21 protein-coding genes are annotated in these 25,887 nt (G+C 47.2%); 14 read left to right on the top strand and 7 right to left on the bottom strand.

Annotation, left to right across the window (positions count from 1 at the left end):
• Positions 1–7 precede the first annotated feature (7 nt).
• Together THIAE_RS02330 and THIAE_RS02325 are read left to right on the top strand one after the other, a co-directional pair.
• Positions 8–2,524: a chemotaxis protein CheB gene (locus tag THIAE_RS02330; RefSeq protein WP_006459895.1), complete on the top strand. Its 2,517-nt coding sequence runs from the start codon at positions 8–10 to the stop codon at positions 2,522–2,524.
• On the top strand, positions 2,524–5,121 hold the full coding sequence (locus THIAE_RS02325) for a bifunctional diguanylate cyclase/phosphodiesterase (protein ID WP_006459894.1): 2,598 nt from the start codon (positions 2,524–2,526) through the stop codon (positions 5,119–5,121). The genes THIAE_RS02330 and THIAE_RS02325 overlap by 1 nt, the downstream gene beginning before the upstream one ends.
• On the opposite strand, the gene yaaA is transcribed toward THIAE_RS02325, so the two are convergent.
• The 4 genes from yaaA to THIAE_RS02305 form a co-directional block, all read right to left on the bottom strand.
• A complete protein-coding gene (yaaA, locus tag THIAE_RS02320) occupies positions 5,109–5,885 on the bottom strand; it encodes a peroxide stress protein YaaA (protein ID WP_006459893.1) in 777 nt (258 codons plus the stop codon). The two genes, THIAE_RS02325 and yaaA, sit on opposite strands and share 13 nt — an antisense overlap.
• A gap of 3 nt (positions 5,886–5,888) precedes the next feature.
• The gene (locus THIAE_RS02315) at positions 5,889–6,155 is read right to left on the bottom strand and encodes a hypothetical protein (protein ID WP_006459892.1); all 267 of its coding nucleotides are present in this window, start codon (positions 6,153–6,155) and stop codon (positions 5,889–5,891) included.
• Between the two features lie 99 nt (positions 6,156–6,254).
• Positions 6,255–6,947, bottom strand: coding sequence for a nucleotidyltransferase family protein (locus tag THIAE_RS02310; RefSeq protein WP_006459891.1), 693 nt, complete (start codon positions 6,945–6,947; stop codon positions 6,255–6,257).
• Complete coding sequence (locus tag THIAE_RS02305) at positions 6,944–8,110, bottom strand: aminoglycoside phosphotransferase family protein (protein WP_006459890.1); 1,167 nt, start codon at positions 8,108–8,110, stop codon at positions 6,944–6,946. Before THIAE_RS02305 ends, THIAE_RS02310 begins: the two co-directional genes overlap by 4 nt.
• A gap of 194 nt (positions 8,111–8,304) precedes the next feature.
• Here THIAE_RS02305 and THIAE_RS02300 point away from each other — a divergent pair, with 194 nt between their 5' ends.
• Genes THIAE_RS02300 through THIAE_RS02275 form a run of 6 tightly spaced genes read left to right on the top strand, consistent with a single transcriptional unit; the run spans position 8,305 to position 14,841 of the window.
• On the top strand, positions 8,305–10,596 hold the full coding sequence (locus THIAE_RS02300; RefSeq protein WP_006459889.1) for an LPS-assembly protein LptD: 2,292 nt from the start codon (positions 8,305–8,307) through the stop codon (positions 10,594–10,596).
• A 10-nt stretch (positions 10,597–10,606) separates the two neighbouring features.
• On the top strand, positions 10,607–11,590 hold the full coding sequence (locus THIAE_RS02295) for a peptidylprolyl isomerase (RefSeq protein ID WP_006459888.1): 984 nt from the start codon (positions 10,607–10,609) through the stop codon (positions 11,588–11,590).
• Positions 11,591–11,598: 8 nt separating this feature from the next.
• Complete coding sequence (gene pdxA, locus THIAE_RS02290) at positions 11,599–12,600, top strand: 4-hydroxythreonine-4-phosphate dehydrogenase PdxA (RefSeq protein ID WP_006459887.1); 1,002 nt, start codon at positions 11,599–11,601, stop codon at positions 12,598–12,600.
• Complete coding sequence (rsmA, locus tag THIAE_RS02285; protein ID WP_006459886.1) at positions 12,587–13,423, top strand: 16S rRNA (adenine(1518)-N(6)/adenine(1519)-N(6))-dimethyltransferase RsmA; 837 nt, start codon at positions 12,587–12,589, stop codon at positions 13,421–13,423. Before pdxA ends, rsmA begins: the two co-directional genes overlap by 14 nt.
• A gap of 2 nt (positions 13,424–13,425) precedes the next feature.
• On the top strand, positions 13,426–14,274 hold the full coding sequence (locus tag THIAE_RS02280; RefSeq protein WP_006459885.1) for a symmetrical bis(5'-nucleosyl)-tetraphosphatase: 849 nt from the start codon (positions 13,426–13,428) through the stop codon (positions 14,272–14,274).
• Positions 14,275–14,283: 9 nt separating this feature from the next.
• Positions 14,284–14,841, top strand: coding sequence for a hypothetical protein (locus THIAE_RS02275; protein ID WP_006459884.1), 558 nt, complete (start codon positions 14,284–14,286; stop codon positions 14,839–14,841).
• Positions 14,842–14,923: 82 nt separating this feature from the next.
• Here THIAE_RS02275 and THIAE_RS02270 read toward each other — a convergent pair whose 3' ends face one another.
• Together THIAE_RS02270 and THIAE_RS02265 are read right to left on the bottom strand one after the other, a co-directional pair.
• Complete coding sequence (locus THIAE_RS02270; RefSeq protein WP_006459883.1) at positions 14,924–15,304, bottom strand: DUF4168 domain-containing protein; 381 nt, start codon at positions 15,302–15,304, stop codon at positions 14,924–14,926.
• 144 nt (positions 15,305–15,448) lie between these two features.
• Positions 15,449–15,748, bottom strand: coding sequence for a BolA family protein (locus tag THIAE_RS02265; RefSeq protein ID WP_006459882.1), 300 nt, complete (start codon positions 15,746–15,748; stop codon positions 15,449–15,451).
• Between the two features lie 95 nt (positions 15,749–15,843).
• Here THIAE_RS02265 and THIAE_RS02260 point away from each other — a divergent pair, with 95 nt between their 5' ends.
• The 5 genes from THIAE_RS02260 to THIAE_RS02240 all read left to right on the top strand — a co-directional run bounded on the left by THIAE_RS02260 (position 15,844) and on the right by THIAE_RS02240 (position 21,939).
• On the top strand, positions 15,844–16,095 hold the full coding sequence (locus tag THIAE_RS02260) for a 2Fe-2S iron-sulfur cluster-binding protein (protein WP_006459881.1): 252 nt from the start codon (positions 15,844–15,846) through the stop codon (positions 16,093–16,095).
• Positions 16,096–16,161: 66 nt separating this feature from the next.
• Positions 16,162–17,427, top strand: coding sequence for a chromate efflux transporter (gene chrA / locus THIAE_RS02255; protein ID WP_006459880.1), 1,266 nt, complete (start codon positions 16,162–16,164; stop codon positions 17,425–17,427).
• 87 nt (positions 17,428–17,514) lie between these two features.
• On the top strand, positions 17,515–19,089 hold the full coding sequence (locus THIAE_RS02250; RefSeq protein ID WP_006459879.1) for an ATP-binding protein: 1,575 nt from the start codon (positions 17,515–17,517) through the stop codon (positions 19,087–19,089).
• Positions 19,090–19,273: 184 nt separating this feature from the next.
• Complete coding sequence (locus THIAE_RS02245; RefSeq protein ID WP_006459878.1) at positions 19,274–20,392, top strand: porin; 1,119 nt, start codon at positions 19,274–19,276, stop codon at positions 20,390–20,392.
• Positions 20,393–20,616: 224 nt separating this feature from the next.
• A complete protein-coding gene (locus THIAE_RS02240) occupies positions 20,617–21,939 on the top strand; it encodes a nucleotide sugar dehydrogenase (RefSeq protein ID WP_006459877.1) in 1,323 nt (440 codons plus the stop codon).
• Between the two features lie 13 nt (positions 21,940–21,952).
• Here THIAE_RS02240 and THIAE_RS02235 read toward each other — a convergent pair whose 3' ends face one another.
• Entirely contained in the window at positions 21,953–23,170 is a 1,218-nt protein-coding gene (locus tag THIAE_RS02235) for a metallophosphoesterase (RefSeq protein ID WP_006459876.1), read from the bottom strand.
• 160 nt (positions 23,171–23,330) lie between these two features.
• Here THIAE_RS02235 and THIAE_RS02230 point away from each other — a divergent pair, with 160 nt between their 5' ends.
• On the top strand, positions 23,331–25,883 hold the full coding sequence (locus THIAE_RS02230) for a methyl-accepting chemotaxis protein (protein WP_006459875.1): 2,553 nt from the start codon (positions 23,331–23,333) through the stop codon (positions 25,881–25,883).
• The last annotated feature ends 4 nt before the right edge of the window (positions 25,884–25,887 follow it).

Raw genomic sequence — 25,887 nt, 5'->3', positions numbered from 1 at the left:
CAGATCTATGGAATCAAACGATCCTCTCCAGCCCGCCAAATACCGTGGATTTGTTGTCGCCCTAGGCGCCTCCGCCGGCGGGCTTGAGGCGCTTGAAAAGTTTTTTGCCGCTTGCCCAACCGATACCGGTTTACCCTTTATCGTAATCCAACATTTATCGCCAGACCATAAAAGCATGATGGCCGATTTACTCGGACGCTACACCGTCATGCCAATTAAACTGGTTGAAGAAGGCATGCCGATTCAGCCCAACCATGTTTATTTGATTCCTGCTGGCACGATTATGCGCGTGGTAAGCGGTCATTTTGTACTCACCCAAAAAACGCCGCATGTACTCAGCTTGCCAATTGATATCTTTTTCACCTCGATGGCCGAAGATTACAGCGACAAGGCCATCGGCATTATTCTTTCAGGCACAGGCTCAGACGGCACACGCGGTGCGTATGTGATTAACGAAGCTGGCGGGTTCTTATTGGCACAATCACCAAAAGAAGCCAAGTTTAACGGCATGCCAAACAGCGTAATTGCTACCGGATTGATTGATGACGTGTTAGATGCTGAACACCTTGCTAGCCGACTCCTCGACTACATTAAAAATCCGCAAAAAATTGTTAAACAAGACACGGCGCAACCAGGCCTGGATTATGAAGACCCCACCCATTTAATTTTCCACTATCTGGCGCAAACCACAGGCGTTGATTTTCACCAATACAAACAAGCCACCGTCACCCGACGGATTGAACGGCGGATGCAAGTTAAACACATAGCAGATGTCAAAGACTATGCCAAACTACTTGAGATAGACCGCACGGAACTGGCAAATTTAAGACGCGAACTCTTTATACCGGTGACCCGTTTTTTCAGAGACACGCCTGCATTTGATGACCTACAAACGATTGCGATAGATGATATTGTCAGCAAAGCTGATAACGGCAACGGCATTCGTATCTGGTCAGCAGGCATATCGAGTGGTGAAGAAGTTTACTCCATAGCGATTTTGTTTTTTGAAGCCTTTGAACGTGCCCGTCGCTGGCCGAATTTAAAAATATTCGCCACCGATGTCAATCCGCAAGCAATTGAACTCGCCTCAGCCGGTCATTACCCTGAATCGATTGCGGCTGAAGTCAGCCCAGAACGTCTGCAACGTTTTTTTAGCAAATCCGGTAGTGAATACATTGTTAAACCCGAGCTGCGTCAAGTCGTGGTATTTGCCAAACATAACCTATTGGCAGACCCGCCCTTTACCCGAATGGATTTGGTCACCTGTCGAAATACTTTAATTTACTTTCAAGCCGAACCGCAAAACAAAGCCTTGCAAAGCTTGCAATACGCGACAAAACCCGGCGGCTATTTATTTTTAGGCTCGAGTGAATCGATAAACGCGATTGCCAAGGGCTTTGATACGGTTCATGCAAAAAGCAAAATCTTCCGCAGAAACTATGTCAATATGCCACTTATCGGCCTAGACAATAGTAAAAACTCGCTGAAACGCCAACCTCGCCTAACCAGGCAGTTCAGCAAACTGAACGCACTTGAAACGTCTGAAGTCGCACTACTTGATGAAACCAGTCATCAATTGATTAGCGCCTATTCTCCGCCTGGTTTTTTAGTGAACGATCATCAAGAAATCATTCACCTGTACGGCGATGTCAAACCCTTTTATAAAATTCGTGCCGGCGCAGCCAGTATGGATATTACCCGCATTTTACCGGATGGGCTTATCTCCGTGGTTTCCGCTTTATTATTCAAAGCATTAAAAGACCAAAAAATATTTTATTCTGACCGCCTAAAACTTGAACTCGAACCAGAAAATCCTTGCTTGTTACGTGTCTGCGTCAGACCGATTAGCAGCAATGCTGACGAAAAATTTGCTTTGGTGCTGTTTGAACCCCTTTCCTTGCAAGATAATGACCCGCAAAGCCAAACCATTAACCTCGATGATGAAACCGCTGCACGGATTGAGGTGTTACAACAAGAATTAGCGGCAACCCGTGAAAGCCTTCAAGCCACGATTGAGGAGCTTGAAACCTCTAACGAAGAACTGCAGGCCACCAATGAAGAGTTGATGGCCTCGAACGAAGAACTACAAAGCTCAAACGAAGAACTGCAATCAGTCAACGAAGAGCTCAATACGGTCAATGCCGAATACCAAGAAAAAGTGCTACGCCTTAACCAATTAAATGCCGACCTCGATACCATGGCGAAGGCTGTGGGCGTAGCGACCATCTTTGTTGATCACAATCTAAATATCAGCCGGTTCAGTCCCGATGCGGTTGGGCTGTTTAAGTTACGTGATTCAGACCTTGGACGCCCTTTGAGCGACTTGCACCACAGTTTTGATAACGAACATTTAATCGACTATTTTGAACAAACCTTAAAAACCACACTTCCGTTTGAAACTGAATTGATACACCAAAACCACAAGAGCTACTTGTTGCGGATTCTGCCTTACAAAATACCTTCAAGCGACAAGCATGGTGCTGTGGCTAGTTTTATCGATGTAACTGGTATTAGTGACCAATAATGACCATGAACACGCTAGATAAAGACACCTTACGCCAACGGGCGAAGCAATTGTTAGAAGACCGGCCCGATTTCACCGATATCGAACGGCTTTCGCAAGCGAATATGTCGGCATTGGTTGAAGAAATGCAGGTCTATTTAGCCGAGCTGGAAGTCCAAAATCAACAACTTCAAGACACCCAGCTCAAATTGGATCACCAACAGGTCCAATATAAAAAACTGTTTGAGCACTTACCCATCCCGGCTTTATTGCTCGATCAAGCTGGCATTATTCTTGATAATAACCATCAAGCTGAATTGTTTTTTACCCACCGAACGACACGCCATTTAAGCCATCACTCAATCTTTCGCTTTTTAAGCAAAAACAACAGTCAATGGTTATTTAATCGCTTAAACGACCGCGAAAATCAGGAGGCCTTATCGGCTGATTTTGAGTGTGAAATACAAGCCCAGCGCATTCCGGTAAAAGTCAGTATTATGCCGATCAAACCAGTGATTGATCAGCTTGATGAACGTCAATTCATCATCACCATTATGGATTTAACCGCCCAATATCAGCGCCAAAAAGACTGGCACATGTTTCAAGGCATTTTGGATCATAGCTCGGTGATGATTTATGCCTTTGACTCTGATGGAAAGTGTTTACTCGCTAATCAAAAGGTTGCAAACATGTACGGCTTAGCCACCCCGTCTGACGTCATCGGCCAAACGCGTGAACAATTAATGTCTTTGCAGGACTCAAATCGTCATTTTCAAAATGATATCGAAGTAATTCGTTCACAAAAGCCCCTGCAACTCAGAGAGGACATGGTTAGAGATGGCAAAATTTTCTATTTCTTGACGGATAAATTTCCACTGTTTGATTCGAACAACCAGGTCTTTGCAGTCGGCGGCATTACCTATGACATCACAGAGCAAACCGAACACGAAAAACAGCTTACGATTTCGAATGAAATATTTAAAAAAGGCCAGGATGGTATAATGATCTGTGACCCGGACGGGTGCATTTTGTCAGTTAATAAATCCTTTGAGCACATCACCGGCTACACAGAACAAGAATGCTGGAAAAAAAATCCGCGTTTTTTAGCCTCAGGTCGGCATTCAGTTGAATTCTACAAGACCTTTTGGGACAACCTTCTGCGCTTTGGTCATTGGCGTGGCGAAATTTGGAACAAACGTAAATCGGGTGAGATTTACCCGCAGGAGCTCTCCATTTCCGCGATCAAAGACACTCAGGGTAACCTGATTAACTATCTGGGTGTGTTCAATGATATTACCGCCAAAAAGCAAGCTGAAGATGAAATTCTGCATCTCGCGTTTTATGATGGTTTAACCGGCGTAGCGAATCGTCTGTTATTGCGCGAACGCACTGAACAACTCATTAGCGAGGCCTCACGCGAACCGATTGCCTTTAGTTTAATGTTTATTGACTTGGATCACTTTAAAGAAGTAAACGATGTGCATGGACACGATATGGGGGATTTACTGCTCAAACAAGTCACGCAGCGCATCAACCAATTAATACGACCTCAGGACACCTTAGCGCGCTTAGGCGGTGACGAATTTGCCATCCTATTCCCCAGACTCAACCCTTTTAACAGTCTAGATTTAGGTGAACGCTTGGTGACGACCCTCGCCGAACCCTATCTAATCCAAGACGCCAATCTTCACATTTCAGCATCGATTGGCATCGCGTTATTTCCCGACGATGCACAGGATTACAACACCCTATTAAAACATGCCGACCTCGCCATGTATCACGCCAAGCAATCTGGACGCAACAGTGTGTATGTATTTAAAAATGAACTCGAAACTCAACTAACGCGCACCGTTAACATTGAAACTGAATTGCGTTATGCGATTGAACGCAATGAGTTTGTATTGGTGTTTCAACCTCAATATGCACTTGAACAGAACCAATTCACCGGCTTTGAAGCCCTGATTCGCTGGCAGCACCCCGAAATGGGCACTGTATCACCGGAAGTGTTTATTCCGGTAGCCGAGCGTTCTGATTTTATCATCGACCTCACCGACTGGGTTTTAAGCCAAGCACTTACCACCCTGCAAACCCTGAGCGGTGAACACCCAAACCTAACCCTATCGGTCAATATTTCAGCGCGCGAACTGATTCGTTCTGACTTTGTAGAGCGAATTCGACAACATTTATCCAAGCATCCGACTATCAATGCTTGTCAGCTTGAACTAGAAATCACTGAGCGCATTGCAATGGAACAGCCCCAAAAGGCATTAATGATTTTTCAATCATTGCGTCGATTGGGAGTAAGCTTAGCGCTGGATGATTTTGGCACAGGTTATTCATCACTCAGCTATCTAAAAAGATACCCGCTGAATACATTAAAAATTGATAAGACATTTGTTGATGAAATTGGCATTGATGAGGAAGATGAGGCGGTGTGCAAAGCCATAATTTCACTGGCAAAAGCGATAGGTTACCAGACCATTGCCGAAGGCGTAGAAAATCAGCAACAAGCTGAGTTTCTACGCACGCATGGCTGTGACTTTATTCAAGGTTACTATTATGCCAAACCATTAAAATCTGACGCTTTAACCGCATTATTTGCAAATCAAACGGCTTGATCGCGGGTAAACAACCAATCTTTTTCACTCGATAATGCCGGCGCAAATTGGTAGCCGGCATAATCAAAATGTTTTAAACCTTCCACGTCTTGCAGCTGATGGTCAATCGCATAACGCACCATCAAGCCACGCGCTTTTTTGGCATAAAAACTAATCATCTTATACTGACCGTTTTTCCAATCTTTAAACTGTGGCGTAATCACCGGCACGGTGAGTTTTTTCGGCTTGACCGCTTTAAAATACTCGTTCGACGCCAAATTCACCAACGGGCCTTGCGCCTGGGTCAAATCATCGTTAACGGCTTGGGTAATCTGTTCCCCCCAAAAGGCATACAAATCCTTGCCCTGGCTATTGTTAAACTTAGTGCCCATTTCTAACCGATAAGGCAACATCAAATCCGTTGGGCGCAATAAGCCATACAAACCCGACAAAATCCGCAGATGTTGCTGCGCATAAGCCCAACCTTTTTCAGTCAAACTCGACGCGTCCAAACCCTGATAGACATCGCCCTTAAACATCAGCAAGGCCTGTTTTGCCGCCGCATCATCTGCTTTGGGCACTGACCAGGTCTGGTTGCGCTGAAAATTCAATTCCGCCAATTCATCGCTAATATGCATCAACTGACTTAACTCAACCGGTCCAAGCGGTTGTAGCGCTTGCATTAAGGCGTGAGCCTGCGTCATAAAGCGACCTTCAGTGATCGCTAAATCAGTGGGGCGCGGGGTTTCATCTAGCGCTTTCGCTGGTGAAATCAACATCAACATAGCTTAAGCCTCAACAGGTTTGATACCTAACTCGGTTAAAAAATGACGCAAGGCCATAATGTCATCTTTGTTTTCAATATCATGACCATGGTGCGGCGTATGAATCACTAACTCATTACCATCTAGCACAATCTTGGCACGACCATGATGGGACATATCCACTGTCGCACCATAATGCTCAAGGGCATGAGTCAGTTTCTTCCAATCAATATTCGCTGCAATCGGGTGGGCAAAAATTTTCGCTATCATCGCATCGTGTTTATTACTCATCTTCGTCTCCTTATCTGGGGTTAACTATCCAAGGTTAAACTGTTAAATCCTGTACTTTTTCAGTATAGCACCAAGCTAAGCACTAAACCCACTCAAATCCTATCTCGCTTGAACATCTTGGCGCGCTTGGGCTAAGCGCTCCAACGTACCGACATCCTGCCAATAACCGTTATAAACCTGGCCGGTCACGCGTCCTTGCGCCATCGCATTGCGTAACAAGGGCGCTAAACCTAACCGCGAAACGGTTAAACCTTTAAATAAGTCTGGTGATAACAAACTAATACCGCTAAAGGTCCAACCGCCTTCTGCACTCACGTAACCCTGCTCGTCCAAGCCAAAATCCCCAACTGTTTTAAACGCCGGCGTGGGAACCAGTACCAAATGCGCCAACATCCCCTCGGCGAGCGTTTGCGGCATCACCGACCAATTAAAATCGGTCAGGATATCGGCATTGACCACCCAAAACGGCTGCTCACCTAACTGGGGTAACGCCATGATAATGCCGCCGGCGGTTTCTAATCCGCCGGCCGGTTCCAACTGGGCATGCCACTGCCACTGGCTCGGCAAACGCGCCTTTGCCTGCTGTGCATAACGCGCCACCTCAGCGAACACTTGTTCAGCAAGCCAAGCGCCATTCACCACCACTTGCGTCACCGGTGTTTGTTCTAACGCAACTAAATGACGCCATAGCAAACTCTGCCCACCGACATCCACCAGCGGTTTGGGACAACTATCGGTTAAGGGCCGTAAGCGCTCGCCACGACCGGCCGCTAAAATCATCGCCTGCATCATTCGTTGCATCCTGTTGCGCTTGGTAAACTACATAGGGGTGATGCCTCGCAATAAACCATAACAGGGCTGACCAATTCTTCCAGCGCTGCCAGCTCAGGGTAAGCCTGAACTTGTTGTAAAAGGTAACCCAATGTAAGCGGCAAGGCCGTTAAATACCCCTCTTTGCCATCACGCAGATATAAACGCGCAAAAATCCCTGCCGCTTTTAAATGCCGCTGCACTCCCATCCAATCAAAATCTTGCCGAAAGGTTTGCCAGTCCGGCAGACCTAACTGCCCACCTTGCACTAACTCACTGGCTAATAGACGCTGATAATACTGCTGCAACCAGGCCTGCTGCTGTGCCATTGGCCAATCAATATAACAGTCACGAATCAGCGATACCGCATCATAGGTAATCGGTCCTAACACGGCATCTTGGAAATCTAGCACGCCAAGAATGGGCTTCGTGTCTGCGGCGGTCGGCAAGGACATTAAATTGCGACTATGGTAATCACGATGCACCCAGACCTGAGGTTGCGCCAAGGCACGGTTTGTTAAACTCTCGGTTACTGCTGACCAGGCCTGCTGCTGACTAGCCGTCCATGATTGGGCGCAAAATTTAGTCGCTAACCAATCACTAAACAAACTCATTTCTTCGGCCAGCTTTTTTGCCGAATAAGGCATTATCAGCCCTGACTGAGGCCAAACCTGTTGCGCCTGTTCAAAACTATTTAACTGAATTTGTGCCAAATCCAATAAAGCCTGCTGATAAAAGCGATTCACGGCATCCTTATCCTGCTGAACCTGTGATACCGCCTGCCAAAAGGTGGTGTGGCCAAAATCATCCAATACCAAAAAACCAAAATGATCATCCTGGGCATGAATCCGTGGCACCTGATAATCCAGGGCGCTTAAGGCCTGCGCCCAGCGCACAAACGGCTGCATATCCTCTAGCCCAGGTGGCGCATCCATCACAATAAACGATTGCGCGTGATCGGCGCGGATAAGCCGAAAATAACGCCGAAAGCTGGCGTCGGCAGACGCCACTTGCAAGGGCAACCAGGCCTGGTCTTGCAACAGTGGTAACTGACTTAACCAGGCCTGCATCTGTTCTAGTCGCGGGTCGGGTTGATGGCTGAGGGAATTGTTAAATTGACTAGTAAGTTGACTGTCTGACTGCAAGGCTTATCCTTTTGCGGAACACCCGCCCATTTCTAAGACGCCCAGCCTATTCTCAGGTAGAATGAGCGCAAAGAATTTTTCAAAACCTGAATTTAATAATGCCTGTTTTTAAATGTCAACCATTGCCCTCATTTATCGCTCAACCCAGTAGACTATTACTGCACGGGGTGAGGCTTGGCCTGGATGGGTTTTCAATGCCACTTGTGTTACTAATGGGCGCTTTAATCCTGACCAGCTCACATGCGCTGGCTGATCGCTGTGCAGTAGACTGGCTCGAACCGCCGCGTGATTTAAGTTTCCCCATTAATCAACAAGGTCTGAGTGGTCAATCCCTGAGCCAACCCAATGCCAATACCTTTTGGCTAACCGGACAAGTTGAACTGCAAGAAAATGGCCTGTGGATTCAGGCAGATCAAGCCATCTATCAGCGTGAGCAACAAACTGCACGGCTGTTTGGTCAAGTGCGTTTACAACAAGCAGATCTCATCTTACATACGCCAAACTTGCATTATATTGCCAATCCGCAACAGCTTTTGGCGCAGGATATTCGCTATCAATTTACCGACACCCGTGCCCACGGATTTGCCACCCAGATTGATGTACAACCTGAACAAAACATCAGCTACTTAACCCAAGCGTCTTACACCACCTGTGCGTTAGATAACCCAGATTGGACATTAAGCGGACGCGAACTGGAGCTGAATCAAAACACCCGTCGGCTCTATGTTAAGCATGCGCGTCTAGATTTTTATGGGGTGCCGATTTTTTACAGCCCCTATTTAGATATTCCTCTCGATGACCGTGCTACCGGGTTACTCTTTCCCTATTTTGGCAGTGTCAACGCGCCACAAGGCGCGGCATTAGGCGTTTTTGCACAACCCTATTATGTCAATTTAGCGCCCAACTTAGACACGACGCTGACTTTGATTGCCATTGAACAACGCGGCTTGATGCTGGATAACGAGTGGCGTTATTTACAGCCACATCATCGTGGCGAACTCAGTGTCAGTTTCCTAAATGATCAACTAGTGAACGATCAAGGGCTTAGTTTTGTCGATCGCTCTGGCCAAAGTCAAAATATGGATGCCAGTGCCGATCGTTGGCGCGTCAGTTTTGCCGGTCAGCAGGCCTGGTCACGCGCTCTGCGCTCTAACCTCGTTTGGCATGAAGTGTCTGATCCTGACTTTTATAATGACCTGCCGACCAATTTTAATGAAACCAGCAGTTTACGCACTCGTGACACCCGCCTGGAACGTCGCGCTGAATTGCGCTATAACCAAGGGGCATGGCGTGCGGAATTAAATTATTTGGGCTATTTGCCATTGCGTAATGGTGAAAATAACAGTATTAATGAAGGCTATCTCGAGAAGGCGCCAGAACTTCGCCTGGGTTACAGTCAAAACCTGGGTCAATGGCGCGTGAGCCTGAACACTGAACGCACCGAATTTGTTCGTTATCGTGGTTTCAACGACTTTCAACGCGAAGGTCAAGTGCGCGGCATGATTAATCGCGAGCAAATGGGCGAGCGTTGGTTAGTGCAACCACGCCTAGATTATCGCATCAGCGAAAGCTATGGCTTTATTAATGCCACAGTGCAAGCCAACCAGCGCCAGTATCAAGTGATCAATCCCTATGCGCAGACCGATGCACAATCATCCAATATGGTGTGGCAAACTGCCCTTCGCGGAGGATTAATCTTTGAGCGCGATATCAACCTATTTAACCAGGCCTGGCAACAAACGCTTGAGCCTGAAGTGCAATATTTGTATGTGCCGTATGTTGATCAACGTCGCTTGCCCGTTTATGACTCAGGACGGGCCAGTTTAGATTTTAGCAATTTGTTTCAACTTAACCGTTTTAGTGGCGTTGACCGAATCGGTGACACCGAACAAGTGACGCTAGCCGTCACTACCCGCTTTATTGACCCAGAAGGCGCGCCCAAGCTCGATGCCGCAATCGGCCAAATTTATTATCTGCAAGACCGTCAAGTGACCTTATCCGGTTCAGCCTTAGACACAGACCCTCGCTCCGATTATTTTGTACGTTTACGTAGTTTTTTTGACCCTTTTAGCGCGACCAGCACCAGTCAATGGGATGAACAAACTCTAGCGCTCAAACAAATCAATAACCGTTTAGAGGCTTATTGGCAACCACGCCTGGCTTTGCTGGCTACCCACCAAGGGTTCAATTTAAATGATCAAGTACGCCGCCAACAGTCGCTAGGCTTAGGTAGTGTCTATCAACTTAGCCAAAACTGGCAGCTAGCAGGCTATGCGCAATGGGACCTAGAAACCGACCGCACCCTGCAACGCGCTGGTGGGCTACGCTATGAAAGTTGTTGCTGGGCATCCGAACTGATTATAGAACAAGCAGAATTGCTCGATGGCCGTTATAATACCAGCATTAAATATGTCATCGAATTTAAAGGTTTAAGCAATGTGGGTAACCGCCTCGCTGATACCCTACGTCGCGAACTGGATTTTTAAAGGACACACTATGACCGCTCAAACTCGCTTTAATGGCTCTTCATTACCCACTTGGCTATTAGCAGGCCTGCTTATGGCCGTGGCCAGTCTTGCACAAGCCCAAACCCCCTTAGACCGCATTGCGGCGGTGGTGAATAACGATATTATTTTGCTCAGCGAACTTGATGAACAAACCGATTTATCTTTGGCTGAGTTACGCGAACGCGGCATTAACCCGCCAGCACGCAACATTATGCAAGAACGCGTATTAGATTCCATCATCATGCAAAAGCTGCAAGAAGAACGTGCACGTGAGCGGGGTTTGCGGGTATCCGATGATGATATCAATCGTCAATTGATTCAGATTGCGCAAGAAAACAACCTGACGTTAGTCCAGTTGCGCGATGTGCTCAATCGCGAACAACCTGACGGCTTCAACAAAATTCGGCAACAAATTGCGAATCAAACCCTGATTCAGCGTTTACGTGAAATTGAAGTGATTAGCCAAATTGCGGTCACCGAAGACGAAGTACAGCAGTTTATCCAGCGTCGTAAACTTGATGCGGCCAATAACGAATACCGCTTGGCACATATCCTAATTAGCCGCCCCGATTCTGCGACTCAAGCGCAGCGTAATGAACTGCAAGCCCGCATTAATCGGATTTACCAACAGCTACAAGAGGGGGCATCGTTTGCTGAAATGGCTATTACCCATTCTGAAGGACGCCAAGCGCTAAACGGTGGCGATTTAGGCTGGTTAACCGATGATCAAATTCCGTCATTTTTTGCCGACACGGTGCGCAGTTTACAACCGGGTGATATTTCGCCAATTATTGAAAGCTCGAACGGGTTTCATATTGTGACCTTGCTCGAAACGCGCCGTAATCAAAGCCAATCCGGTTTGGACTTAGAACAAGAGGCGATTCAAGCGATTCGTAATCGTAAAGGCAATGAAACTTTTGATTTGTGGATGCGCCGTTTACGCGATGATGCGGTCATCGATATTCGGTTGTGAGGCTGAATATGTCCTATCACCCTAGTCGTTTAGTCATTAGCTCGGGCGAACCTGCCGGCATTGGCCCAGATTTGATTGTTGAGCTCGCCCAACTCCATTGGCCGGTGCCGATGGTGGTGATAGGCGATCGCCAACTCCTGCTAGACCGTGCGCAACAACTAAACCTGCCGTTGACCCTACATGACTATCAAGCCGATGAGGCGCAAGCCGCACTGCCTCCTGGTGAACTCTATCTACTACACGAACCCTTAGCGGCGCCCTGTCAAGCAGGCCTGCTTAATCCTGCCAATGCCCAGTATGTCCTTAATATGCTCACGCGTGCTACCCAAGGCTGTTTGGCCGGGGAATTTAGTGCATTGATTACCGGTCCGGTGCATAAAGGCGTGATTAATGACGCCGGTGTCGCCTTTAGTGGTCATACTGAAATGCTGGCAGAACTCAGTCAGGTAGATCAAGTAGTGATGATGTTGGCTACGCCCGGATTACGTGTGGCACTGGCGACCACCCACCTCCCCTTGCGCGCAGTGGCCGATGCGATTACCCCCGAATTAGTGGGTCGCGTGATGGATATTACTTATCACGCCTTGCAAACTCAGTTCGGTCTAGCCACACCGCGCTTATTCGTTGCCGGCTTAAATCCGCATGCGGGCGAAGATGGCCACATGGGGCGCGAAGAAATCGACATCATTAACCCCATCATTGCGCAACGCAAAGCACAGGGTTGGGCGGTTTCGGGCAGTTATCCGGCAGACACCCTGTTTACCCCGGCCAAACTCAATCAGGCCGATGCCTTTTTAGCGATGTATCATGATCAAGGCTTGCCGGTACTCAAACACAAAGGGTTTGGCCAGGCTGTCAATATCACGCTAGGTCTGCCGTTTGTGCGCACTTCGGTAGATCATGGCACCGCACTCGAGCTGGCCGGTACAGGTCAAGCCGATGCAGGGAGTTTTCGCTATGCTATTCAAGTCGCACTAGAAATGCTGGAGGCGCAACATGAGCCGCGCTAATACCCACGGCAAACCCAGTTATAGCGCTAGCGGCCATCAGCATAAAAAGCAATTTGGCCAAAACTTTCTGAATAACGATGGCATCATTCGCCAAATTGTCAACGCGATTCATCCCCAGCCCGACCAACATTTGGTAGAAATTGGTCCAGGTGAAGCCGCGCTGACAACCCCCTTGGTACAACAGGTTAAACGCCTGGATATTATTGAAATCGATCGCGACTTGCATCAACCTTTGCGTAACAAACTTGGGCACTACCCGGCTTTTGCTCTACATCAAGCCGATGCGCTCAGTTTTGATTATGCCCAGCTGGTCACCGACAACCAACCCTTACGTCTAGTGGGCAATCTGCCCTACAATATTTCCAGCCCGTTGATTTTTCACCTGCTCAATTATCTTGACTCTATTGCTGACATGCATTTTATGTTACAAAAAGAGGTGGTTGAACGCCTCACCGCGACACCGGGCCATAAAGCTTTTGGTCGCTTGTCGGTGATGGTGCAATATTATTGCGAGGCAGAACTGCTATTTATTGTCGGGCCACAGCACTTTGACCCACCGCCAAAAGTTGATTCAGCGATTGTGCGCCTCACCCCAAGACGCCCCTTGCCCTATCAAGCCACCCACTTGGCCGACTTTGCCGCGCTGGTAAAACAATCCTTTGCAATGAAACGCAAAACCCTGCGTAATAATTTAAAAGGCTGGCTCGATGATGCCGATTATGCCGCGTGTGATATCGACCCCAGTCTGCGCGCTGAAGCACTAGCCGTGGCCGATTTTGTAACCCTCGCAAACCACTACACCCAAAAACAAAAGGACACCTAACCATGGCGACCTATGTCATTGGCGACTTACAAGGCTGTTTAGACCCACTCATTGAGTTACTCGCACAGATTCAGTTTGATCCCGCCCATGACCAGGCCTGGTTTGTTGGTGATATTGTTAATCGCGGCCCACAATCACTTGAATGCTTGCGCTATGTCAAAAACATGGGCGATGCGGCTAAAACCGTATTGGGCAACCATGACTTTCATTTGTTAGCCAGCTACCTCGGCGTTGAAAAATACCGCGCCAAATCCGATACGCTCGACCCGATTCTTGAAGCAGATGATGCCGATGAGTTGATTGATTGGTTTCGCCAACAACCGCTAATGATCCAAGACGCACTGCATCCCTGGGTAATGGTTCATGCCGGTATTCCACCGCAATGGACTATTAGCGAGGCGGCGGTCTATGCGCAAGAACTTCAGGATGTCATGTGCTCGCCCCGCTGGGAAGCATTTATTCGCGACCATCTGTTCGGCAGTAAAACGCGCACTTGGCATCCGACCTTAACAGGTTGGGAGCGTTATCGATATATTGTCAATGCCTTTGCCCGGATGCGCTATTGTGATGCCAAAGGTAAATTAGAGTTTAAAACCAAATCACACCCGCAGCACTTTAATCATCCTGAGTATTTACCCTGGTTTGCGCATCCGAACCGACGCAATAAAGATCATCAAATCTTTTTTGGCCATTGGTCAACGCTCGGTGCCATGGACGCCTACCAAGTCCATGCCACCGATACCGGGTGTTTGTGGGGCGGCGAGCTAACCGCCTATTGTGCGGATACCCAAATTCGCCACAGCGTGCGCTGCCCCTGTTATGCCGACCCCAAACCAGCGAGTTCAAGTTGAGGTGCGCTCTTGATTAAGGCCGACGAACTGTTACAACGCTTACAGGCGATTGATCTTGCCCAGCTTAATCCGCAAGAAGTCGAACAGCAGGTGCTCGGCAAACGCGTGTGGCTGCACACCTTTACCTTTCCAATCACGATTGGCATTTTGGCAATCTTTACCCTGCTCGCCACCTGGCTAGTCAACAACATGTTGTATGGGTTTTTAGTCGCGCTCTTGGTGGTGTGGTTTTTGGGTAAATTATTTGAAAGTTATGAACATGACACGCAACGCCAAGTGCAGGCGCGTTTGGAAGAGATCATTAAAGGAATAGAAGGAGAACAAGGTTTACTGATTCACTTTAGCGCGTTTTTACCTAAACGCTATGGTGCATTATTACAAGCCTTGCGTAAACAACGTTATGGCTATGTATTGCAGTATTATCAAGCTGCGACCTTGTTACAAAAACGTCTTGACCAGGCTCGGTTTAAAAAATATTGGCATAGCAAATATCCTGAAATGGATCCCGAGTTATCCGATGAATCTACTGACGACTATGCCAATACTGGCCAACAAAAAACCGCCTGACTCCATGACTGAACTCGAGTCAATCAATGAGGCAGGCGGTTTGGGTACAACAAAGTTAAAACGAATCTAAACTAGTATAAATTTATTGCAACGCATCAACACGCTGCTGCACCTTCGCCAAAAACTCAGGATTTTGCTGCAATAAACCAATCATCTCGCCGTATTTTTCTACGCTCATACCTTCTTTTTCAATCAAGGCAATCGCTTCCTGCTCAAAACGGGCATTCACTTCCTCTAGCAACTGCTCAGTCACTTCCGCTTCAGGCATTTGCATCAAGTCCATTTGATATTTTTGTTTTAGGTTTTCAACATTAATAATTGATTGCGCGAACAAATCGACATCCGCATCTGAAGGCATCGCCGAGGTTTCAGCTGACACAGGTGCGGTGTGATTGTGTGCTAAGGCGACCTGAGTAGTCATCATCCCGCCAGATAGAGCCAATGCGGCCATCCATAATTTCATAACACATCCTTTTAATAGCTCAGCAGGCTTGCAAAACCCGCTAATAAAAAAATAGCTCCATACCGGAGCTTTACAGTCATGTCTATTCAACCATGCCGGCTAGCGACTTGTCAAATCCGCTCAGCTTAATGAGGCGTCTTAGGATTAGCCATGTGCGCAGGGGGTTGACGCTGGTAATTCGGTTTGTCGTGCCTGCCATTCATCTAACGTATAGGTGTGCAAGGCCAGTGCATGAAATTGCGACATCAAGTCGCCGAGCACCTGATAGACCGCCTGATGGCGTTTGACACGGCTCAAGCCGTTAAATGCCTCACTCACCAACACCAGTTTAAAATGCGATTCCGTCGCTGGCCCGGCGTGCAAATGGCTATCATTGTGCAGCTGCATGTCATAAATAGGTAAATTTTGTTTAATCTTGGCTTCAATCTGTTCAGCTATACTCACAGGATTTCCTTATTTATCGATTAGGTGTTGGGCGTTGCGGCTGAGTTATTTTTGCTAGAATACGATTTTATTTTCAAAACGCAAGAGGAGTCAGCATGGCCACCATTACAGTCATCGGTCAAGGAACCGCCGAATTTAACGGCGAATTTTCACTTTTAGAAGCCCTTGACGAACAAGGATTTGATATGCCCTATTCGTGTCGTGGCGGCAACTGTGGCGCTTGCGAAGTCAAATTAATTTCCGGCGAAGTCGAGTTGATTCAAGACCCCATCTATGAACCCGAACAAGGCCATATTTTAACCTGCAGCGTGATTCCCGTAGGTGATGTCGAAATAGAATTGCTGTGATTGCTAAGCCTTTCTAATTTCTATAGCAAAACATGGCGCAGCAGGCCTACTCATAAAGGATAGACGATGAACCACCCTGTTGCGCCCTCCCGCTTCACAACGTTCATTAGTATTTTTTGGCAATTTACCCGGCTAGGTTGGCAAGCTTTTGGCGGGCCACCTGCGCACATCGCCCTGTTTCAACGCCAGTTAGTTAATCGCCAGGCCTGGTTATCTGAACAAGACTTTGGTCACTATCTATTAATCAGCCAACTCCTTCCCGGTCCCGCGAGTTCACAACTGGGTTTTTTAATTGGCGTCCATCGCGGCGGATTAGCCGGTGGCATCGCCGCTTTCATTGGCTTTACCTGGCCCACTGCGCTCCTCATGCTGACGCTGGCCTACTACAATCTCACCGCGCTGCCCGCCCATTGGCAACCAATTATTTTAACCAGTTTACTGGTGTTTGCCTTGGCACTAGTGACCCAAGCGACCTGGCACATGGCGCAAAAGTTTTGTACTACACTACTACTCTGGGCACTGGCCTTGGTCAGCACTGGTTGGCTAGTCTGGCAAAACAGTCTAGCAGGCCTGCTAGTATGGCTGGTTATGTTAACCTTATTGGCGCAATTGCGGCCATGGTTAGCATCTCGGCGAGCCCAAACGGCTTCAGCGCAAACGCTCAATCCATCGCCTGCCGCAACCGCGCCCGAAACCACGCAGCATATCCCGCATCGTCCAAGTCGTCAGCAGGCCTGGTGGTTACTGGGTGGCACACTCGGCTTAGCTCTACTGCTTCCCTTGCTGGCATGGTTATTCAATAGCGATGCCTCCCCCAATCTTTGGGCAATCAGCAGTGCGGTCTATCATGCCGGCCTGTTCGTAATGGGCGGAGGTCAAGTGGTGCTGCCCTTTTTACAAATTCAATGGGTCAATAACGGTTGGATCAGTGCCGAAGACTTTTTAGCTGGCTATGCCTATGCGCAATTTATGCCGGGACCTATGTTTGCTTTTGCCAGTTATTTAGGCGCACTGACCCATGGACCCATTGGCGCACTGGTGGCCACCTTGATGATTTTCTTACCCGGGTTATTACTGGCTTGGATCAGCTTAAGTTTGGGACAAAACCTATTTAAGCAGGCCTGGTGGCAACGTGCGCAACCACTGGTATTAGTGGCACTGGTCGGCTTACTGGCTGCGATGATTATTAATCCACTCGCCCTGCACACCCTCACCAGCCCTGCCGCTATCGCTGTCGCGCTACTCAATCTTGCTTTACTGCAATTTAAACGCCTACCCAGTTTGTTATTGCTACCACTAAACCTGGGGTTATTTAGTCTTCTACTGTCCTAATTAAGTTGAAATCATGGGTAATAGGCAGCAAGCTGAGTTGTGCTAAGATAATGGTCATATTAATCACGATGAAATCAGCAGTAGCCTATGAAAAAGCTCCCAATTGGCATTCAAACCTTCGCTAAAATCCGCGAAGGTGATTTTGTTTATATCGACAAAACCCCGCTGGTGCATCAGATGGTCAACAGTGCTGGGCGGTTTTTTCTATCGCGGCCACGGCGTTTCGGTAAAAGTTTGCTGCTCGATACCTTTAAGGAACTGTTTGAAGGCAACCAAGCCTTGTTTAAAGGCTTGTACATTGAAGACAAATGGGATTGGTCAACAACCTATCCGGTTATTCATTTAAATTTCGCCAATGGCGTGATTGAATCCCGTGAGGATTTAGACCAGCTAATTTACAACCTGTTAAAAGAGAATCAGCAGCGGCTCAACCTGATGTGTGATCAGTTTTCACTGCATGACCCCGCAGGTTGTTTAGCGCAACTAATTCAAATGGCAGCGGCACACTATCAACAGCAAGTGGTGGTATTGGTCGATGAATACGACAAACCGATTCTAGACAACATTGACCAGCCGGAACTGGCCGCCTCAATTCGTGATGGCTTAAAAAACCTCTATTCGGTGTTTAAAGGCCAAGATGCGTTTATTCAATTCGTGTTTATGACCGGTGTCACCAAGTTCTCCAAGGTTAGCCTGTTTAGCGGGATGAACCAGCTTAAAGACATTACGCTGGATGCCAATTATGCGACCCTCTGTGGTTACACCCAGCAGGATTTGGAAACCAGCTTTGCCAATCACCTTGAAGGCGTTGATTGGGCTAAACTCAAAGATTGGTACAACGGTTATCAGTTCTTAGGTGAGCCAGTCTATAACCCGTTTGATATTCTGCTGTTTATCTCCAATCAACACACCTATCGCAACTACTGGTTTGAAACCGGCAACCCGAGTTTTCTACTCAAGTTATTTCGCCAACAGCGCTATTTTTTACCCGACCTTGCCAACATTGAAGTTGGTGAAGAAATTCTTGATTCATTTGATGTTGAGCACATCAATCCGATTACCCTGTTATTTCAAGCGGGCTATTTAACAATTGATCAGGTAGAAGAATCCGCTTGGGGTGGGCAAATTTATCATCTGCGGATACCGAATAAAGAAGTTATGCTGGCACTCAATAATCAATTCTTTGCGGGTTATAGCCAACAGTTCGATCAAGTTGGCTATCAAAAATCGCTTTACAATGCGCTAACGCAAGCCAACTTCCCGGCGATCCAGCAACAAATCGAATCGCTATTCGCGAGCATCCCTTGGCGCAATTTCACTCAAAACGACCTGCCCGATGCCGAAGGCTATTACGCCTCGGTACTGTTTGCTTGGCTATCCAGTATTAACGCGGTGATTATTCCAGAAGACATTAACAACCACGGTCAAGCGGACATGACCATTATGCTCGGCGAGCATATTTATGTGACTGAAATTAAACTGGATAAAACCGAGGCCTATCAACCGACTCAGCCTAATCCCGCGCTAGCGCAAATCCAAAGCAAAGCCTACGCGCAACAATACCTCGCCCAACAGCAAGAAGGCAAACAGGTTCACCAACTGGGGCTAGTGTTTAACAAGCACGCACGCAACCTGGTGCAAATGGATTGGCAGACGCTGTAGCGCCACACCTGCGTTCCGTCACTTAACCCCACCTAGCCATATATCAAGCGTCAAGTTTGTAAAAATCCCGTAACCTAACCTTCATTTTGTTTAACCAAAGCGTCACCTACACAATCCTTGGGATCAGTAAAGTGTTGCCTGTGTTTGTTGGCACACCTTTTTTTACTTTACAAGGACAACCCAAATGAAAAAGAAACTTTTAGCACTCTCTATTGGTGCCGCTTTAACGGCTGCAACGGTTCCGGCCATGTCAGCAGAATTGAAAATCTCTGGCCGCGCGCATGTATCAGTTGATCATATTGATAATGGTGCTTCAGGCGCTAGAGGTGCAGCAGATGCAAAAAGATCTGGTTTAACTGCATCTTCAAACTCTTCGCGTCTTCGTATTTCAGGCTCAAAAGAAGTGACTGAAGGCTTAACCGCAATCATGCAACTTGAATCTATGATTCGTTTCGATCAAGGTGAGGGTGGAACATTTGGCTCGCGTGACACATTTGCTGGTTTAAAGGGTGATTTCGGTACTGTACGTATTGGTTATTTTGACACGCCTCTAAAGAAAGTCCGTAGCTTCACTGACATGTTCGGTGACCGTATTGGTGATGCGCGTAACATTACTTCAGGTGATAACCTGAGCTTTGACAACCGTTTCAAAAACTCTATCGGCTATACCACACCAAATTTCAATGGCTTTAATTTTGATCTTCAATACTCAGCCACTAATGAAGATAACGGTAGTGGACGCGATGCTAACCTAGACAATGGTCGTGAGGCATTTAGTGCTGCACTTAATTATCGTGCAGATGGCTTACGTATGTCAGCCGCAGTAGAAAGTTTAGGTCAAGGTTATGCATCTAACACAGCAACTAAGCAAAATGATGATGCAGTGGCGTATCGTTTGGGTTTAACTTACGATTTTACTAAAGAGTTAAAAGTGGCTGCTTTCTACCAAAACTCAAACAAGCGTAAAACTTACAACGCCGATCGCACTGTTAATAATGAAATAGGCTCTCGCGATGTATTTGGTGTAGGTGCTTCATACCGCATGGGTGATTATGTTGTACGTGGTCAGTACTATAATGCCAGCAATGAAAGCGACACCAAAAAAACTGGTGCAGATATGTTTGCTGTGGGCTTAGATCGTCGCTTTGGTCGTGATTTAACTCTTTACGGTGCTTACGCTATGACCAACAACCAAGATAACGCCAAGTTTTCTGCTGTAGGTGGTGGTCGTGATACCCGTATCACAACAGTTAATGGTAAAGATGTATCTGCGTTCTCTTTAGGCTTAATCTACAACTTCTAAGTTGCGTTGAAGCCGTAAAGCTGTGTTTTCCTTTTTCGTTAGTTAGTCACGACTTTGGGTCCTCGCGAAGTCGTTTTGGCCGCCCCCTCGGGCGGTCTTTTTTTTGCCACCAGCCCTGTTCCCACCACTATCATCCCCTCTTCATAAAACCGCTATAAAACCATCATCTGCCCGTTACAAATCGACTCTAGCATGGAGTAATAAAATTATTCAAGGGGATTTAGATGAAAATCGCGGTGGCCGGTACCGGCTATGTAGGCTTATCTTTGGCGGTATTACTTGCGCAACATCATCAAGTCGTGGCATTGGATATTCTGCCCGCAAAAATTGACCTGTTAAACGCCAAGCGCTCACCGATTGTTGATGAGGAAATCGAATATTTTCTGGCTAATAAACCGCTAGATCTAACCGCAACCTTGGATAAACAACAGGCTTATAAAGACGCAGAATTCGTCGTTATCGCCACCCCAACCGACTACGACACCGAAACCAATACTTTTAATACCAAGTCGGTTGAAGCGGTTATAAATGATGTGCTGGCGATTAATCCCAACACCACCATGATTATCAAAAGCACCATCCCGGTCGGCTACACCCAGTCCGTCAAACAAAAATTCAATACCGACAATATCATTTTCTCGCCAGAATTCCTCCGTGAAGGCAAAGCACTATGTGATAACCTACACCCATCTCGCATTGTGATGGGTGAACAGTCTGAACGCGCGCAAGTCTTTGCGGGCCTGCTACTAGAAGGGGCGGCCAAACCGAAAGACGACATTCCGGTACTCTTTACCGACTCCACCGAAGCCGAAGCGATAAAACTGTTTTCCAACACCTATTTGGCGTTGCGTGTGGCCTACTTCAACGAACTCGACACCTACTGCGAAACCCACGGCCTCAGTACGCGCCAAGTGATTGAAGGGGTCGGCTTAGACCCACGCATCGGCAACCACTACAACAACCCGAGTTTTGGCTACGGTGGTTATTGTCTGCCAAAAGATACCAAGCAGCTGCTCGCCAACTACCAAGACGTACCACAGAACCTGATTGCCGCAATTGTCGATGCCAACACCACAAGAAAAGACTTTATCGCCGACCAAGTGATTAGGAAACTAAATGCGATTGCAAAACAATCGGAGATCGCCACGGCCTCCGGCCTCGCGATGACTGAAACAAAAAAAGTCATTGCGAGGAGCGACAGCGACGCGGCAATCTCGCCCCAAGCGAAGTCAGCGCTTAACGCAGTGGAGCCTGAATCCCCCAAGGTCGGCATCTACCGCCTCGTCATGAAGCAGGGCAGCGACAACTTCCGCGCCAGTGCTATCCAAGGCGTGATGAAACGCATCAAAGCCAAAGGCATTGAAGTGGTCATTTACGAACCCGTCTTAACCGAACAAGGCCAAACTTACTTCTTCCACTCCAAAGTCATCAGCGACCTAGCCGACTTCAAAGCGCAAAGCGACGTCATCATCGCCAACCGCCTGGTTGACGACCTGCAAGATGTGCAACACAAAGTCTATACCCGTGATCTATTTGGCCAAGACTAATTTAAAACTGGCTCTACAACTGAAAACAGCGCCGGCCGCTATGATCGCTACTTAACGCCACGACCTCCCCCGACGCTTCAAATAGGGTTATGCCCCACCCTGGATGAGCTAATCCATCACGTGCGCGACAATTTCTATTCATTTGGGTATCGCAATCAAAATTCCACAAGCCTTGGCGCACATACAACTGCTGCCCTTGCACACTATCACGATGACCATTTACCAAGCCGATAATCCCCGCCGCTTTAAGCTGTTGCGCGCCTTGCGCGGTCAACGGCCAGTCATATTTGCGGTATTTAGTGCGCATCAACGCCCCTAACGGGCCATAGTACAAATTAAATAAATCGCCACTTTGCCAGGCCTGCTGATACTGCTGCTCTAACGCATTACAATTTTGTCGTTGTCCCGCTTGCCACAAGGCAATGGCGGCATCATTCACTCCAGCATGACAAAACCAATAAGGCCCCGCCACCCAATGCAACTGCCAAGTATCAATTAAATCCGAGAACTCGCCACCCGGCGCTAAAAATTGCGCCACGGCCCAACTGCAGGCCTGGTTAAATGCCTGTGCTGAATCAAAACGCTTTAAGCAGGCCTGCTGCATATCGGCTTGCTTGGCGTGCAACTGTTTAATTTCTTTTTTTACTAATCGCTTGCCTAATAACGACTGCGCCTGCTGACGAAAGGCTTGCGGCCAATAGGCATCAACCCAACAGGCAGGATGGGTGACGAGATAATCAGCCGGACATTCTGCGTGCATCTCTGCCAACAAACCTATGGCTTTTTTACCCATTCGAGAGAAGAAATGACTATGCAGCGGATGGGCGTCTAGCTCGAGCGCGCGCATCCCCAACATAAAACGCAAATCATGATTGCCCACCAACCAAATTGAATCGGGTTTAGCCTGCCAAATCTGCTTTAACAGTCGCAACAACACCAGTGTGCTTGGGCCTTTATCAAAACAATCACCGCCTAAAACTAATTGACGCTGCTTGCCTGATTCCGTCCATTCAAGATGGGCCACGCAAGACTGGGGCGTCACTAAGCCACCGGCCATTAATGAGCGCACTAAGGCTGGCGCATCACCGTGGATATCGGTAATAAAAGCTAATGGACGATGAAGTTGGCGATGGGTTTTTGGATGATGTAACACCAAATTACGCGGCCAAGCGGCCGAACGAGGTGGCTGCGCTTGCGCGGATTGAAGCGGCCAATTTTGTAGCAGTGCCATACGCGTTCCTATTAAATAAAACTTTTAGGCTACGCGAACGAGATGTCCGTTTAATGACGCTTGCTTGACAAGTTTTTGACGCTGAAGCGTCATAAAAACATAACCTAGCTGCATAAAAAATTTATTACTGTTTAGATCATAAATTTTTGAGGATTAAGCCATGGCATTTTTGAATAACCTAACCATTAAAACACGCTTATTTTTAAATTTAGCAATGATCTTTCTGGCACTTGCAACCCTGGTGCTACTTGGTTGGCAAACCGCTAACACTAGCGCTCGCGAAGCGGAGCGTTTAATTCAAACCGATCTACAACTTGGCGAACCCTTGCGGTTCTTTAATCAAAACTTTATTGAAACCCTACAACTTTCAAACGCCTACACTTTAACGGGCGATGCTAACACTGGACAAAATTTCAACCTTAAAGTGGATGAACAAATTGCCGCATTAGCAGGCCTGCTTAATGAGCTAGGTGCTGAATTAGATTATGACGAAGGAGGCAGTTTACTCATCCTTGATATCCACAACGAAGAAAACCTTGATTTTATTAACACTCTTTATGGTTTAGACCGGATATTACGTAATCTAAAAAACGCTACCAACTCTAGTGTGTTTATGGAACAACGCATATTACAGACTTTGGACTTTGGTATTCAGGCGTCTAGCTTAAGTCTTCGTAACGCGTTGGATGAACTCAATCGCTATAATCAAACAGCCGCCAACGCTGAATTAGCCAGTATTCTTGCTAGCTTAAGAGAGCGCTTGGTACTTTCTCAACGACTAACCGCTGAAATGATTGCTGCAAAAAACCCTGAAATCAAATCTCAATTTGATGAAATTGGTCTTGGCTTTGCAGCACGTCCGTTGGTACAAAGCGTGCAAGACGCATTACGAGGTGATTTTTTTAATCGCCAATTAGCTAGCCAGCTTGATGAAGCATGGGGCAATTACTTTGATGCCTTTGGTGATATCCGCGATACGCTCATTACCCAAGTCCAAAACAATCATTCGTTGGCAGAACTTTCAGGACAGGGCAACGACATTTTGGTCACCACTAGCGCATTGTTGCAAGCAGCCAATACCACTAGTTTGCAACAGCAAGCACAAGAGGCTGACACAATGGCTAACCAACTCGTTATTATTAGTAGTTTAGCCGCTTTGGTTTTATTGTTAGTCAATCTGCTGATTAGTCGCTCGATTGTTTCGCCAATTGATCAACTTAAAAAACAACTGTTAAATCTCAACGAAACGTCCAACTTTTCTACCATGTCATCCTTAACCGGTCGCAATGAGTTGGTCGAAATGCAACAAGCGATGATGACACTGCTCACCCAAGTTACCGATGCGTTTAACCAAATAACTCAGGTTAGCCAAAATTTAGCGCAGGGGCAAACCTCGCAACGCATGAGCGGGGATTACCGCGGTGATTTAGCCAAGCTAGCTACAGAAATGAACGCGAGCTTGGCCAATATCGAACAAACTTTGAACCAAGTCGAAACCGCCGCGCAGGCCTTGGCTGGTGGGGACTATAAACTCAGCATTGACAGCCAAAATCAGCAAGGTCGATTTTTAATCGTCACCCAAGCTATTAAAGACGCGATGAACATTCAAAACCAAGCAATAGAAGATATTCGTCATGTGACCCATGCAATGCGAGAAGGTGACTTTAGCCAACGTGTTACCCTCAAGATGCCTGGAGATCTGGCTAATCTAAAACGCTATCTAAATGAATCTTTAGATCGCCTAGCGGAAGCACTAGATGCTAAATCAGCGGCTCTTGAAGCATTTAGTCAGGGGGATTTTAGCCACCAGTCTGAGGCTGTATTCAATGGCAAGCTTCATGAGCTAAACCAACACATGATGCGCATGGCACAGAGTATTAGCCAAATGCTGACCGAAGTAAGAGATGCCTCAGATCATGCCGCCCACGGCATTCATGAGATTAGTAGCGGCAATCAAGATCTCAATGATCGTGTCCAAAAACAAGCTGCTGCACTGCAACAAACCACTCAAAGCATGCTCGACATGGTGGTAGATGTCAACCAAACTATGGCGGATGCGCAAGATGTCTCGCAAAGCACAGAACAAATGTTCCAGGCCTCTACTACAGGCTCGGCAACAGTCAGTGAAATGGTTAATGCGATGACCGCTATTCAAGAAGCAAGCCATGATATCAGTGCCTTGACTGACGCGATTGATTCAGTCGCTTTCCAAACCAATCTGTTGGCACTCAATGCCTCAGTGGAAGCGGCCAGAGCCGGTGAAGCTGGGCGTGGCTTTGCAGTGGTGGCATCAGAGGTACGCAATCTAGCACAACGTACGGCTGAGGTTTCCAAACAAATTAGACAAGCCAGTAACATGAATATTGAACGAATTGGTAAGGGCATGACCCTCAGCCATCAAACCCAACAAATATTTGCTGACACCCTGGCAAGAGTACAGAAGATTAACACTAAAATTGGCAAAATGAATACTGCCTTAAATCGTCAAAATGAAGGCATTCAAGAGGTTAATGACGCGCTGTCGGCTATTGACCATACCACCCAGCAAAATGCTGCTTTGGTTGAACAAATTGCCAGCACCTCAGCCAACATTATTCATGAAGTCACGCGTCTTGAACAAAAGGTCAGTCAATTTAGATTGATTGAACCTTCCAAGCGCCACGCTTTACCTGCTTCCAATAAGGCTAATTTGGTGCAGCTTCCTGCTGCTTAAGGAG

The sequence above is a fragment of the Thiomicrospira aerophila AL3 genome (assembly GCF_000227665.2).
In the GTDB taxonomy this organism is placed as follows: domain Bacteria; phylum Pseudomonadota; class Gammaproteobacteria; order Thiomicrospirales; family Thiomicrospiraceae; genus Thiomicrospira; species Thiomicrospira aerophila.
The sequence above is the reverse complement of the archived record's forward strand: the minus strand, read 5'-3'. Positions and strand labels throughout refer to the sequence as shown.